The 12,898-nt window shown below is 52.6% G+C and carries 13 protein-coding genes and 3 pseudogenes; 7 read left to right on the forward strand and 9 right to left on the reverse strand.

Annotation, left to right across the window (positions count from 1 at the left end; translation table 11 throughout):
- Positions 1 to 3: 3 nt before the first annotated feature.
- The 5 genes from AC4PCC_RS08100 (at position 4) to AC4PCC_RS08120 (ending at position 4,825) form a co-directional block, all read left to right on the forward strand.
- On the forward strand, positions 4 to 849 hold the full coding sequence (locus tag AC4PCC_RS08100) for an oxidoreductase (protein ID WP_492127011.1): 846 nt from the start codon (positions 4 to 6) through the stop codon (positions 847 to 849).
- Between the two features lie 510 nt (positions 850 to 1,359).
- Positions 1,360 to 2,595 (forward strand): glycosyl hydrolase family 18 protein, encoded by a 1,236-nt coding sequence (locus AC4PCC_RS08105; protein WP_492127012.1) that lies wholly within the window; start codon positions 1,360 to 1,362, stop codon positions 2,593 to 2,595.
- A gap of 27 nt (positions 2,596 to 2,622) precedes the next feature.
- Positions 2,623 to 3,996 carry a lytic polysaccharide monooxygenase gene (locus AC4PCC_RS08110; protein ID WP_492127013.1) on the forward strand — a complete coding sequence of 458 codons (1,374 nt, stop codon included), beginning with the start codon at positions 2,623 to 2,625 and terminating at the stop codon, positions 3,994 to 3,996.
- 72 nt (positions 3,997 to 4,068) lie between these two features.
- Entirely contained in the window at positions 4,069 to 4,404 is a 336-nt protein-coding gene (locus AC4PCC_RS08115) for a phage holin, lambda family (protein WP_345827993.1), read from the forward strand.
- Complete coding sequence (locus tag AC4PCC_RS08120) at positions 4,388 to 4,825, forward strand: lysozyme (protein WP_492127014.1); 438 nt, start codon at positions 4,388 to 4,390, stop codon at positions 4,823 to 4,825. Before AC4PCC_RS08115 ends, AC4PCC_RS08120 begins: the two co-directional genes overlap by 17 nt.
- Positions 4,826 to 4,875: 50 nt before the next feature.
- Here AC4PCC_RS08120 and AC4PCC_RS08125 read toward each other — a convergent pair whose 3' ends face one another.
- The 4 genes from AC4PCC_RS08125 to AC4PCC_RS08140 form a co-directional block, all read right to left on the reverse strand.
- Positions 4,876 to 5,697 (reverse strand): glycosyltransferase family 8 protein, encoded by an 822-nt coding sequence (locus AC4PCC_RS08125; RefSeq protein WP_492127015.1) that lies wholly within the window; start codon positions 5,695 to 5,697, stop codon positions 4,876 to 4,878.
- A gap of 18 nt (positions 5,698 to 5,715) precedes the next feature.
- Positions 5,716 to 7,098: a D-arabinono-1,4-lactone oxidase gene (locus AC4PCC_RS08130; protein WP_492127016.1), complete on the reverse strand. Its 1,383-nt coding sequence runs from the start codon at positions 7,096 to 7,098 to the stop codon at positions 5,716 to 5,718.
- A 156-nt stretch (positions 7,099 to 7,254) separates the two neighbouring features.
- Positions 7,255 to 7,893 (reverse strand): TetR/AcrR family transcriptional regulator, encoded by a 639-nt coding sequence (locus tag AC4PCC_RS08135; RefSeq protein WP_345827989.1) that lies wholly within the window; start codon positions 7,891 to 7,893, stop codon positions 7,255 to 7,257.
- A gap of 73 nt (positions 7,894 to 7,966) precedes the next feature.
- Entirely contained in the window at positions 7,967 to 8,728 is a 762-nt protein-coding gene (locus AC4PCC_RS08140) for a hypothetical protein (RefSeq protein ID WP_492127017.1), read from the reverse strand.
- A gap of 241 nt (positions 8,729 to 8,969) precedes the next feature.
- On the opposite strand from AC4PCC_RS08140, the gene AC4PCC_RS08145 reads away from it, so the two are divergent.
- Complete coding sequence (locus AC4PCC_RS08145) at positions 8,970 to 9,152, forward strand: hypothetical protein (RefSeq protein WP_492127018.1); 183 nt, start codon at positions 8,970 to 8,972, stop codon at positions 9,150 to 9,152.
- 129 nt (positions 9,153 to 9,281) lie between these two features.
- Here AC4PCC_RS08145 and AC4PCC_RS08150 read toward each other — a convergent pair.
- From AC4PCC_RS08150 to AC4PCC_RS08170, 5 genes and pseudogenes are all read right to left on the reverse strand, one after another.
- Positions 9,282 to 9,827: pseudogene (locus AC4PCC_RS08150) on the reverse strand (substrate-binding domain-containing protein); the annotation flags it as partial.
- Between the two features lie 3 nt (positions 9,828 to 9,830).
- Positions 9,831 to 9,989 (reverse strand): annotated as a pseudogene (locus tag AC4PCC_RS08155) (IS3 family transposase); the annotation flags it as partial.
- 156 nt (positions 9,990 to 10,145) lie between these two features.
- Positions 10,146 to 10,709, reverse strand: a complete 564-nt coding sequence (locus AC4PCC_RS08160) for a DUF4142 domain-containing protein (protein WP_492127019.1) — start codon at positions 10,707 to 10,709, stop codon at positions 10,146 to 10,148.
- 244 nt (positions 10,710 to 10,953) lie between these two features.
- Entirely contained in the window at positions 10,954 to 11,841 is an 888-nt protein-coding gene (locus tag AC4PCC_RS08165; RefSeq protein WP_492127020.1) for an EamA family transporter, read from the reverse strand.
- Positions 11,842 to 11,956: 115 nt separating this feature from the next.
- Positions 11,957 to 12,217 (reverse strand): annotated as a pseudogene (locus AC4PCC_RS08170) (MFS transporter); the annotation flags it as partial.
- 192 nt (positions 12,218 to 12,409) lie between these two features.
- On the opposite strand from AC4PCC_RS08170, the gene AC4PCC_RS08175 reads away from it, so the two are divergent.
- The gene (locus AC4PCC_RS08175) at positions 12,410 to 12,874 is read left to right on the forward strand and encodes a winged helix-turn-helix transcriptional regulator (RefSeq protein ID WP_345827969.1); all 465 of its coding nucleotides are present in this window, start codon (positions 12,410 to 12,412) and stop codon (positions 12,872 to 12,874) included.
- Positions 12,875 to 12,898 lie beyond the last annotated feature (24 nt).

Below are 12,898 nucleotides of genomic sequence, written 5' to 3' on the forward strand. Positions count from 1 at the left end.
TCCATGATCACAAACACCCATCCCGTCTGGTTTATTACCGGTTGTTCCACCGGCTTCGGCCGCGAACTGGCAAAAGAAGTGCTGAAAAAAGGCTTCAACGTCGTGGTCACCGCCCGCGATAAAGCGAAGGTCAGCGATCTGGTTTCCGGTGTGGAAGATCGTGCGCTGGCCGTCTCGCTGGACGTCACCGACAGTGCCGGGATTGAGCAGGCAGTTAAGGCTGCCGTTGATAAATTCGGCACTATCGACGTGCTGGTTAATAACGCCGGGTATGGCTATCAGTCCTCGGTGGAAGAGGGCGAGGAGCATGAGATTCGCGCGCAGTTTGACGCCAACGTGTTTGGCCTGTTTGCGATGACCCGCGCGGTGCTGCCCGTCCTGCGCAAGGCGAAAAGCGGCCACATTATTAACATTACCTCCGTCGCCGGACAGATCGGCTTCCCCGGTTCTGGCTACTACTCCGCCAGCAAACACGCTGTTGAAGGCTGGTCAGATGCCCTGCTGGCGGAAGTAGGCCCGCTGGGTATTGCCGTCACATGCGTGGAGCCGGGGCCATTCCGTACCGACTGGGCGGGTCGCTCGCTGCGTCAGACACCGAATACCCTCGCTGACTATGCCGAAACGGCAGGCGTGCGCTTGAAAGGCACCTCTGAAGGCAGCGGCAAGCAGCCGGGCGACCCGGTCCGCGCTGCTCAGGCGATGATTGCCCTGACCGAAGCGGAAAATCCGCCGCGCCATCTGGTCATGGGCGCATGGGGCCATGATGCGGTGACCACGAAGCTTCAGTCGCGTCTGAACGAAATAGAAGCCTGGAAAGAGATGTCGGTCGATACGGACTTCCCGAAATAAGCCACTGAACGCTGGCCTCGCGTCAGCCGCGCGCCGTCACAGCCACCGGGCAGGTATGCCGCGGTGGTTTTTTTTATCTTTATTTGCCATAAATTTTTTGGGCGCTGACGCTAAATTAAGTCACGTCATTCCGATATACATTCGCTGATAATTAACGCTCAGTCAGCAGGCCTGGCATAAAAACCACGTTATAGCCGATAGAATGTATTGCTTAATATCTTTTTATTTAGGATGGCAACTATTTTTGGTTTTTTATACGCCAGTACGGGATTTTTTTATTTATCCTTTGGCTTCAGAAGCCTCTGCTGACTGGGCTGCCAGCGAATAAGTATGAATGAATATTTTGATGTTTATGATTTGTGAAATTATTTCAGTTGAAAATCCCTCTCCTCGCGAGAAATACTTTTCCTGGTGGATGTGCAAAAGCTTACTCTGCTGCTAAATACATTCCCTGTTATTAATAGCTAAAAAAATAATTTTTATTCACTCTGTTACTGACCTGGAGGTTTTATGAATCAATCCACTGGAGCGTCGGCATATTCAACAGCTCCTGCTGCATCTAAAAGTGCAAATAAAGTTATTATCGGTTTCTGGCATAACTGGGGCGCAGGTGATGGCATCGGCTATCAGCGTGGCCGTTTCAGTGAGATGCTGCTGTCTCAGGTGCCGCTTCAGTACAACGTCATTGCCGTCGCCTTTATGAAGGTGTTGCCCGGAAGCGATAATATTCCTGACTTTAAACCTTATAAAGGGAGCGCGGAGGAATTTCGCCACCAGGTTGATATTGTGCATGCCCAGGGGCGTAAGGTCCTTATTTCGTTAGGCGGAGCCGATGCGCATATCTCACTGCGAAAGGCGGATGAAAGCGCCCTGATCCAGCGTATTATCTCGCTGGCCGATCAGTATGGCTTTGATGGGCTTGATATTGACCTTGAGCAGACGGCGATCGTTGAAGCGGATAATCAGGACGTTATCCCGGCGGCGCTCAAGCAGGTGAAAGATCATTTTCGTCGGCAGGGTAAGCACTTCATTATTAGCATGGCGCCGGAATTCCCCTATCTGCGCAGAAACGGAAGTTATGTGCCTTATATCAACCAGCTTGAAGGATATTACGATTATGTGGCACCGCAGTTTTACAACCAGGGAGGCGATGGTCTTCACGTCAACGGTTTAGGCTTTCTGCCGCAGAATAATGACAGTGTAAAAGAGGATTTTCTCTATTATCTGACGGAAAGCCTCGTCACCGGGAAGGGAGAATTTATCAAGATCCCGCCGGAAAAATTTATTATTGGCCTGCCTGCGAATAATGATGCCGCGGCAACCGGCTATGTGGCTGAAGCGGGTGACCTTACTCGCGCCCTCAGCCGTCTTGATTTGGCCGGTCTGTCGATTGCGGGCTTAATGACCTGGTCGGTCAACTGGGATGAAGGCTACTCAAGTTCCGGCGTGGCTTACGATGGTGAGTTTATTAAGCGCTATGGCTATCTGTCTGGTCCGCTACCCGATCCTGCACCCAATCCGGACCCTACCCCCGACCCAACGCCCGATCCCACACCGGACCCAACGCCCGACCCAACGCCCGACCCAACGCCCGATCCAGACTGGCCGCAGTGGCAGGCAGGCATACGCTACCAGGATAACGACCGGGTCAGATGGAACCATCAGCACTACCTCTGTGTGATGCCGCATGAATCTAACCGCTTCTGGCAGCCGAATCTTGCCCACTCCCTCTGGAATTTGATCTGAGCCGTTTCTCAACTGGAAGATAAAATTATGTCTAATACGAATACACCGATTATCAGTACCGCAAAATCGAAGGGCAATACGCGTCATGGTCACGTATTTTCACCGCCCTCCCGCGCCTGGTTAGCCTGGGAGGAAGGGTTGATCGATAACGGTCAGCTGAATCAGCGCGAGGCGGGAAAATTTTTCCCTGCCGTTCAGTCGGGCCTGACTGATGCAGTCGCTCCCTCCGATATGACAAACAGTACTCCGCCCCCGGACGGTAAAATTGCCAGCGCCAATCAGGGTAATGCAGAATTCCTCGATGCGCCGGGCAGCCACTGGAAAAAACATGCAGTCCTCTCTTCTGAATTGCTGACAATATCCTGGGATTATAGCGCCGTGCATGCCACCCGACGCTGGACCTATTTCATCACCCGTGAGGGATGGGATCCGTCTCTGCCGCTCAGTCGCGCGCAGTTTGAAAGCCAGCCCTTCTTTAAGGTTGAATTAACCGAACAGCCCTACTGGAGCCATGGGGCAGCGCTTACGCCGCCGAAGCCAACGGTTCATGATGTGATGCTCCCTCAGCGGAAGGGCTATCATGTGCTGCTTGCGGTGTGGGAAGTGGCGAATACCGGTAACGCTTTTTATCATGTTATCGATCTGGATTTTACCGGCGATAGCCAGCCCGGTGAGGAAGTCCCAGCGGCACCCGCGGGACTGCGCGCGGATAACATTACCTCTGACAGCGTGACGCTCAGCTGGAATGCCTCATCGACGGCAGCCACGGCGTATCGACTCTATCGTGATGGCGAGCTGATTTACAACGGTCCGCAGCTGACTTTTAAGGACACCGAACTCCAGGAGAGTCGTCGTTATCGCTATGCCGTCTCTTCGGTTAATCAGGCCGGGGTGGAATCTGCCCAGAGTCAATCCCTGTCGGTTGATACCAGTGGAACCGTCTTCCCGGATACGCCGCCGACCGCGCCGACGCATCTGCACAGCATGGCAGTCACGTCAACGCGGGTAGATCTGATGTGGACCGCGTCGACCAGCGTGAACGCACTGCTGGAGTATATCGTTTATCGCGAGGGCCATGAGATTGCACGGGTTCCCCTGACCCGGCAAAGCTACAGCGACGCCGGTCTGCGGCCTGAAACCGCGCTGCGCTACTTTGTGGCGGCACTCGACGTCAAAGGCCAGCTCTCCGTCCCCAGTAATGTTCTCGCCGTCACCACCCTGGCTGATGAGGATACCGGCGGGGGTAACGTTTATCCTGCCTGGATTCTGGGTGAGCGCTTTAATGCCGGTGATATCGTTTCACATGGCAGGCGTAACTGGACCTGCCTGCAAACGCATATTGCCTATTCGCCGGAATGGGCGCCAGGTCTGGCACCGACGCTCTGGCGGGAATTTAAATAGGGTTTTTAGGTCATCACGCAGCGTTCTGGCCCGTTGACCGGGCCAGAACGGTATGACTGTTCAGAGGTCGCGATGAATTCCACGATAAATTTTATTCTGGAAGAGTGCGCAAAGTGGATAGTCGAATATTTGCCCACCTTTTTCTCTGCCCTATCGGGAATGCTGATCGCTTTTTTTATGGGAATTTATGATGGCAAATCATGGTGGAAAATAATTTCCAGCACCTGCATTTGTGGCGTATTTACCCTGGCCGTCTGTAGCTCACTGGAGCATCTGGGTCTGCCAGACAGTGCGGCCACGCTGGTGGGAGGAATTATAGGTTTCTCAGGGGTGGAAAGAATTCGCAATGTCATTACGGGCATCTTATATAAACGATTTGGAGCCGACGACGATGAAAATAAGCGATAGAGGTATCAGGTTTATTAAACAGGAAGAGGGCGAGCGGCTGGTAAGTTACCGTGATGTGGTGGGCATCTGGACGATAGGCGTGGGCCACACCGGGAGTGTTGACGGTCTCCCCGTGCATAAAGAGATGAGAATTGATGCCAAAAAATCGACTGAACTCTTACTGATGGATCTGCGCACGGTTGAAAGGGCGATTAATAAAGATGTCATCGCGGCGATGAATCAAAATCAGTACGATGCCCTGTGCAGTCTGATATTTAATATTGGTATTGGTGCTTTTCGTGATTCAACCCTGCGAAAAAGGCTGAACGCCGGGGATTATAAGGGCGCAGCCGATGCTTTCCTGATGTGGAAGCGTGCCGGTAGTGCGAAAGATATTTTGCTACCGCGCCGCGAGCGCGAGCGGGCGCTTTTTATGTCCTGAAGAGGTGGAGCGCTAACGGCTCCACCTCATCAACCTCTATTTATCTGTCGTCAACTGGCAGAAATTTCCCACCACAGGGCATTCAACGCAGAGTACCGGTCGTTTTTATCCGGCGCTTTTTCCCAGGGCTTATCGAGAATAAAGTGGATATTTTTAACCTCGGCGAGATCCCACATTGCCGCATGCTGGAAAGGCAGCGTCTTTAACGCGTTATAGATATAGGGAAGCGGCTTCCAGCGCTGATGGTAGTAATCGTTGAGGAAGTCCTGCTCGGCAAAGAGATAGCGGGATAAATCATCCAGTTCGGACAATCGGTGTACCATATCATCAAATACCGCCTGGCTGGGTGTGAGCACCAGAAATCCGCCGTTCAGGTAATTGTCGACTTCCGCCGGTTCTTCCGTATGCTCCAGGCCCCGACAGTAGCTGTAAAAGCAGTTTTCAGGTCGCCAGCTTTTCGGATAGCTGGCAATCTTATTGGGGTTGCAGCGACAGGCGTGACAGGCCGCAATCCCTTCCTCTTCCAGCGTTAGCGAGAACAGCTCATCCATATTCTGCGTGACCAGCATATCGGCATCCAGAAAAACAATGCGATCGTAGTCGGTCATTTTCCAGGCAGCCAGCTTGGTCCACACTTCTGAAAAGCGCGCATTGGCATAGTTGTGCTTCAGGCTGCTGTCCGGGCTGAGCGCCTGCACTTCCTGCACCCGGCAGCCCAAGTCCTCAAGCGACTGCCGGGTCGCGACGTTGATATTCTCGGTCACCATCACCACCAGCGGGTAGATACTGCCGGCCTTTTTCAAAGACGTTGATAGCGCCCTGACGCCGACGGCGTAGCCCGGCTGTGTTAACAGGGTTGCCCATGCCTTCATTGGCCTTCTCCTTTATAATCAGTCAAATAAAGCTGCGGTAAAGTGGTTTTCAAATTTATGCTGCGGATCCAGCGCTTCCCGCGCCTCCAGGAAGGCAGGCCACTCGGGGTAAAGGGCTGACCAGTCATAGAGCGACGCGTCGAAATATTTCCCCCAGTGCGGTTTGCCTCCCTCTGCGGCCAGCAGCTTCTCCACCGCCTGCAGAAAGTTCACGCCCTCTTCAGAGAGGGAACCGTCCTCGGCATAGTAAACCACAAAGCCAAAGAAGCAGGTCGCTTCTGGTGCTGACGGGCTGAGCCATGAGGATGACGGGCCGGTACAGCGTAAAATAATCGGATAGTGCATATGCGGCTGGGTTTCAGTATGCCAGGCCTTAATCTTAGCAATGACCGCAGGCGCTCGCGCCAGTGGAATGCCGATTTCAACGTTAATCTGCGGGGTGGCAATGCCCCGGCAAAAGACCTGATAGACGTCTCCGGTAACGTCGGAAAAATCCTTGAAACGCGTGACGGTACGAAATGGCTTGCCGTTCTCGTCGACGATTTTCGTGTCGCTACGCATATGCTCCAGCGTCTGATCGATAGTTTCATTCATCGCATCGCTGGTTTCTTCCTGGGTCACCAACTCTTCGTTGTTATCACGATACTGGCGGATCTCAACGTCGCTGGCCTCGCGGGCCGTCCAGACGTGAACCTGGTTTTCATTGGGGAACCACCAGGCTTTGCTTAGCGCATAGTCATGATTCCAGTCTAGCAAATCCTGTTCCAGGCTGTCGGCGCTGACGGCGTTTTTGAAACAGGTGTAAATGGTCAGGGGCTGAGTACGCAGCGTGACCTGGGTGACCACACCCAGTGCGCCCAGCCCAAGCTGGACCGCCGGGAACCAACGGTGGTCGCGGGTATATTCGGCAATGCTGCCATCGGCTAGCACCATGCGGATGCTTAGCGCCTCATCGGCGATGGAGCTCTGCTGCAAACCCTGCCCGTGGGTACCCGTTGCCAGGGCACCCGCCAGCGTCTGGGAAGCAATCACGCCCGGCGAGGAGGGAAGCATGCGGCCTATACCGGTCAGCATTTCATACACTTCATGTAACGGCGTACCGCCCGCAAAGGTGGCGCTATCGTCGGTAATCGCAATCAGACCGCTCAGGTTGCTCAGGTCAACCAGCGTATCCTGTTGCCCGGCCACCTTTAGCATCCGACTGGGAGACATTTTACTGCCCGTAACGCGAATCTTTCCTTCGCTCGCCGCCACCAGCGTTTGCAGCTCAGCCTCAGTCTGAGGTGATTGCACGGCACGTTTATCGGCAATAGGGCCATTTTGTGCCCAGTTCCACAGCCGCGAATCGTTTTCGTTCAAATGAGGCTTACGGAGTGGGTAACCAGGGTTTTCGCATGTCATTGACAGCTCCTTTGATCTGGACAATATCTGGGGGATTAAGCACAAAGGCGCAGGGGTTGAATTTATATTCACTCCCCCCAAGCGTAGCCGATCCGCCCCCTAAAATACAGCCACGGACAGGTAAAAACTGTACAGGGTTGAATTTATTGTACAGATTTATCCTCGTGGGCGCAGATAGCGAAGCGTGGCATCTACTACCAGCTGGCGATTGCGCGCAATGCTTTGCTCTTCGTTTTCACTGCCGCCAAAGAGCGCGTGAAAAGTGTAACGGTTAGACACGTTGTGGGTGCAGATGCTGCTGATCAGGCGATGAACATCAACGGCGCAGGCCTCGGTATCAAAGACGCCTGCGGCTTTACCCCGCAGGAGAATGGCATCAAGCACTTCAAGCGCGCTCTGGTTCAGTGTTTTAAGGCGCGTGGACTGACTGATATAACGCCCGCGCATCAGGTTCTCGCTACAGACCAGCCGCATAAAATCCGCATGGGAAATGTGATAGTCAAAACTCGCCTCGGCCAGCCTCGCCATCGCTTTTTCAGGGGGTAAATCAGCCAGTTTCAGGCCGGTTTCATGGCTGCGGATCTGCTGATACACCGATTCCAGCACCTGTATGTACAGGTTTTCTTTGGTGGCGAAATGGTACACCACCATTCGCTTGGTGGTCTGGGCAAGGGTGGCTATCTGTTCCATGCGCGCGCCCTGCAGGCCAAATTCCGCAAAGGTGGTGAGCGCACCGGCCAGGATGCGCAGCTTTAACCCCTGCGGGTCATTTTTTCTTTTCTCAGTTGCGGGCATAAAAGATGGGTCAGTCCAGTTTTTGCAGGGCGTAATGGGGTGACAAGGTGGGTAATACTATCACTACTGGCGATTAAAAGTAGGAGTGGGTCCCTTCAATCACGCTCTGGTGGTGGGTTTTAATTCTCTTATTTAGCTGGGCCTCATCCGGCAGGGGACGACCGCGCAGTACCGCTTCGGTGGTAAAACAGAAAATCAGGATGCTGCGGCTGCACAGCGTAGCGGCATCGCTGTAGCTCTCCAGCGATCGGAAATAATCGTCTGTCTCCTGCGCACGCTGATGGCTGGTCAGCATGGCGGTCACCAGCTGCCGATAGACATCCATCGCTTCGCCCAGCACGGGGATTTTACTGATGGAAAAGGCCAGAATTTTTTCCACCCGGACGAGCAGCAGGCGGCGATGCTTTGAGGTGAACAGTTCCTCCAGCGTTTCCTGCCACAGGGTGAATGTCGTTGCAAATAGTTCATTTTGTACCCTTTGCAGGCTGGCATACTGCCAGGGAAAGGTGCCGTTCAGCTGAAAAAAGGCGGTCTGGTAGCAAAGGTAAGCAGCCTCATCGGCGGTATCGGTCAATACCAGCTCGTTGCTGGCCAATTCAAAGTGCTGCAATTCCTGCTGGATGCGCAGGCTGTGTTGCTCAATCGGCCTGGCTTTACGAAGCTGGAGGGATCGCAGCGTTTCCAGGTCATGGAAAGTCGCCATGGCGATTTCGCTGGCCATCAGGGCCTTATTAACCGTTTGTATCACCACCGGAGAGTCTACCACCGAGCGTTCGGCCAGGAGCTCGTTACGTCGGTTCAGGTAAGCGGCGGCGGGGGTGAGGAAGTTACTCATGGAAAATCTCATTATCGGGAAATAGGCAAAGAGCAGACATGGCTCTGCCTGAAAGATCTCAGTATGGCATAAGATGGCGGCAAGATTGCCAGGGGCAGACCCTTTTCAGGAGAATGCCCAGACTGCCCTAAGCCAATTTCTGGCTATTCTCCGAACAATAAGATATTTCCCCCATTCTGCCCGTTGAGGTTAAATCAGCTCTACCGCACAGCATGTTACTTGTCAGAGCAGGAGCAGAACCATGAAGCGATTTTTACTGACCGTCAGGCGTTCGTTTTCCACTATCCTGAGTCGGGTGTTTTCAGCGGCGCGTTCTGATGAAGGTATAGATGCGTCCCGGATCGCCGAGTCATTACTGCCCGTCAGTCAGCTGTATGGTTTTGGAATGAGCGACTACCGTACGCGGGAGATCTATGAAAAATAGCCGCTACCAGCTGACCGTCAGGTTTTGCTACTGGAATGAACTGTGCACTCTGGCGCAGCATTCGTACGCCGCGTAAGTGAGATGCGGTCAGGCTATCGGTATAGCAGCGTGACAGTAAACGACATACTGCTACACCGATTCCCGAAATAGTAATGGGCTTTCAACTTCTACCGTTTTCCGATGCGTCTCACCGTTGATGATATGCAGCGCGCTAAGGCGTCCAATCTCATAATGGGGCAGCTGCACCGTTGAGAGCGGGGGCAGGAAGAGATGGCCAATACCCACCATATTATCGTAGCCCACTACCGCGACATCCTGCGGGATCCTCAACCTCTGCGACAGCAGTGTCTGATAGACCATAAACGCAATACGATCGTTCCCACACACCACGGAATCGAAATGAGCTCTGCCGTGGTGGATATGCGCCATAAGCATGTCGGGAATATCACGGTAGTGTTCATCGCCATACTCCATGTAACAGTGGTCAAGCTTATCAGGATCGATACCGGCTTCCCTGCAGGCCTTTTCCAGACCTTTACGCCGTCTGGCGGTAGCAAGATGGTTTACGGGCAAGTGTAAACAGAGGGGACGACGATAGCCTGCGGACAGGAGTGCCTGCACCACAGAATATTGCCCTTTTTCATCATCTGGAATATAGCTCGCGACCGGCTGATGTGGTCAACAAAAACTGGCCACCGCGTTAGAGTTTTTCCAGTATCGATTTTTTGATTCGTTTGGTGGCAACCCACCGTTATATTCGTGCGGCCTGAGTGCGCTGTAATATCCAACGATATAGTCCGTTATGGCGTGAGTCGCATCGCTGAAGCTTACGTAACCTCATCACGCCAATAGCGCATCACGCCCGGTGAGGAAAAGCGCTCCCAACCCCGTTGTGACTTGCCGCAATACTTTCAGCAAAGGTCAGTCCAGGTCGCAGGACTGCGTGCTCACCGAACGACCTGTTTACTTATCTGCTGGCATGCCTGGTAACATCTATAGCTTTTGGGCGGACTTCAGGTGCTGCTCAACGACCGGCAGGTGCGCGTCGGCCAGGGCCTTCACATCCGGATCCTTAATCTTCCTGGCGTCACTCTTCAGCGTCGACAGCACCATCTTATGGTCCTTAGTGCCGGCATTTTCCATATACACTTTGTCAAATGTGGCGCCGCTTTGTTTTTCCAGCCTGGCGGCCATGGCCTTGTGACTGGCGTCCGGCTCAGTCGGCAGTGCCACGCCTTTTTGCTGAGCAACTGCCTGTACTTTGGTCAGAGCACCACCATGGTCATCGACCATTTGCTGAGCGAATGCTTTAACTTCGCTGCCGTGGGCTTTGCTCAGCGCGATTTTGGCGGCGGCGACTTCATTGATATCGGCCTGCGCCATGTCCTTCAACGCCTTTTCGTCACCGGAGCTAAGCCTGGCGCTCGTACCGCTCTGACTGGCGGCGCTATTCTGCGCGGCGCTCGGCGGCGTCTGGGCTTGCACGCCGACAGCGCAGAACATGGCTGCCACTGCCGAAACGGTTAGCAGCCCTTTTAAGATTTTATCTTTTTGCATGTTGTTCTCCTGATGGTCATGGGTAAGGCTGGTCTCAGGTAATTAACTTCAGCCTTGTATGTGAATGACACCTGCAAAGATCAGTATAGTGGATCAACGATTTGAAGCAGTTTAAGTTAGGGTTCTCAACGGAGGAGGGCGGGAATGACGGAAGTTTATGTCCTGATTTCATAAGCGCGCTCCCAGCGGCCAGGGTCCACTATTCGCCTATAGCAGACCTTGAGAATAGAAAGGAAAACTCCCCTTATTCGATGCGCCTTTCAAAAAAATATCGCTTTAGCCGCTGGCCATACAGACCTAAAACCAACCCGATGAGAATCAGGAACAGAGCGACGATCTTCATCGGCGGGATGTTTTCGCCAAATATCACCGTTGAGCCCAGAATGCCGAAAACCGGCACCAGCAGGGAGAGGGGGGCCACCGTGGAGACGGGATATTGTTTAAGCAGAGAATTCCATATCCAATAACCAAATAAGGTATTGGGATATACCTGAAAAAGTATGGATATCACAGCACGAGCATCAATATGGCTGAATAGCGAGCTATAGCCAGAGGTGCCATTCACCCACCCATCCAGCAGAAAAAGGGGGACTGGAGAAATGGCGCTGGACCAAACTAAAAAAGCAAACACCTGTTTTGTATCTGCTTTTTTGATAATAATGTTGGCAATACTCCATGCTATCGCCCCCATAAGCACAAGAAGCAGCCCCGAGAGGGTGACGGAACCATCAGTGATAAAAAATATGCTTAGTAATCCTGCACATGAGAAAGCAAAACCAGCAATTTGATAGCGGCTGAGGCGCTCTTTAAACACCCAGCTTCCAGAGAAGAGGGTGAAAAAGGCACTGAACTGTAGCAGAAGCGAGGCAATTCCTGCAGAGAGCCCGGTTTTTATACCCAGATTGACCAGCCCCCATAGACCAATACCAAAAACCAGACCATAGCCAATAAGATAGCGCCATGGGACATTCGGTTTTTTAATAAATAGCATCGCCGGTATGGCACACAAGATAAAGCGAATACCTGCCAAAATAAAAGGATCGACCGAGTGCAGCCCTAACTTAATAACGGAAAAGTTTACGCCCCAGACTGCGGTGATCAAAACGGCGAGTAGCAAATGGTGTAATTTCATGATTGACGGGTTCCAAACCAGAAAATTAGGGCACAGGCACTTACGAATGCGCCTGCGTAGCAGACTGAATGCCATCCCCATAGCGCATAAAGCTGGGTTGCGGCTATTCCGCCGCTGCCGCTGTTAACGCCAGAACTGAAAGCAGCAGATGGGCAATAACCAGCTTTTTCCGATCAAACCGATCGCCAGGCGGTACCAGAAAAAGTAAACCAATTGCATAGCCTGTCTGCGTCGCGGTGACAACAGTGCCCATTATTCCGGGCGAGACATGCAGGCTCGCGGATATCGACTCCAGTAAGGGCTGAGTGGCATAAACATTGGCCACCGCCAGCGCACACGTAAGTGAAAACAGAAATACTATCCGAGATGATGGCATCGAAGCTTCTACTGAAAGCCTGTCTGCCCGGGAGCCAGAATCCTTACCTGCTGCACAGCACATATTGGTTTCCTTTTTGGTTTTTTTTTGCAACCAGAAAGAGGCATAATTATCAGTAACGGTTTTTTTTTGCAACTACTTTTCAGACAGATTATGCTGGCGTCACTAAGCGTGAGTATGGAGAGAGTAAAGATGGCAAAGCAGGAATCGCTGAGAACCAGTGAATGCCCCGTCGCCAGGACCCTGGAATCGATAGGCGAGCGCTGGTGTTTAATGATCATTCGTGAGGCGTTTGATGATGTACGCAGATTCAGTGAGTTCCAGAAGAATCTGGGGCTGGCGAAAAATATTCTGGCTTCACGCCTTAAGCACCTGGTTGAGCTCGGCTTGTTTGAGATTTGTCCTGCTTCAGATGGCAGCGCGTATAAGGAATACATCCTGACCGAAAGGGGCCGTTCTGTTTTTCCAATTGTTGTCGCCATGCGGCAATGGGGCGAACGTTATATGTTTGAAGAGGGCGAGACACATTCTGTATTGCTGGATAATGTGAATGGAGAGCCTTTGCAACCGTTAGAAGTATACTCATTGCAGGGGCATAAACTTGAGCCAGCCGATTGTTATCGTCAGCGCGTGATATCAGGAAAAAAACAAGAGTGACCTTAATATTTCTTGATGAAGAAT

It is taken from the genome of Erwinia sp. L03-1 (assembly GCF_058686115.1).

Excerpts from the sequence above, each read along its gene's own strand:
- AC4PCC_RS08175 (WP_345827969.1), top strand. The coding sequence starts at position 12,410 with ATGGCAAAGCAGGAATCGCTGAGAACCAGTGAATGCCCCGTCGCCAGG.
- AC4PCC_RS08110 (WP_492127013.1), top strand. The coding sequence starts at position 2,623 with ATGTCTAATACGAATACACCGATTATCAGTACCGCAAAATCGAAGGGC.
- AC4PCC_RS08120 (WP_492127014.1), top strand. The coding sequence starts at position 4,388 with ATGAAAATAAGCGATAGAGGTATCAGGTTTATTAAACAGGAAGAGGGC.
- AC4PCC_RS08160 (WP_492127019.1), bottom strand. The coding sequence starts at position 10,709 with ATGCAAAAAGATAAAATCTTAAAAGGGCTGCTAACCGTTTCGGCAGTG.
- AC4PCC_RS08125 (WP_492127015.1), bottom strand. The coding sequence starts at position 5,697 with ATGAAGGCATGGGCAACCCTGTTAACACAGCCGGGCTACGCCGTCGGC.
- AC4PCC_RS08105 (WP_492127012.1), top strand. The coding sequence starts at position 1,360 with ATGAATCAATCCACTGGAGCGTCGGCATATTCAACAGCTCCTGCTGCA.
- AC4PCC_RS08100 (WP_492127011.1), top strand. The coding sequence starts at position 4 with ATGATCACAAACACCCATCCCGTCTGGTTTATTACCGGTTGTTCCACC.
- AC4PCC_RS08135 (WP_345827989.1), bottom strand. The coding sequence starts at position 7,893 with ATGCCCGCAACTGAGAAAAGAAAAAATGACCCGCAGGGGTTAAAGCTG.
- AC4PCC_RS08145 (WP_492127018.1), top strand. The coding sequence starts at position 8,970 with ATGAAGCGATTTTTACTGACCGTCAGGCGTTCGTTTTCCACTATCCTG.
- AC4PCC_RS08130 (WP_492127016.1), bottom strand. The coding sequence starts at position 7,098 with ATGACATGCGAAAACCCTGGTTACCCACTCCGTAAGCCTCATTTGAAC.
- AC4PCC_RS08165 (WP_492127020.1), bottom strand. The coding sequence starts at position 11,841 with ATGAAATTACACCATTTGCTACTCGCCGTTTTGATCACCGCAGTCTGG.
- AC4PCC_RS08140 (WP_492127017.1), bottom strand. The coding sequence starts at position 8,728 with ATGAGTAACTTCCTCACCCCCGCCGCCGCTTACCTGAACCGACGTAAC.
- AC4PCC_RS08115 (WP_345827993.1), top strand. The coding sequence starts at position 4,069 with ATGAATTCCACGATAAATTTTATTCTGGAAGAGTGCGCAAAGTGGATA.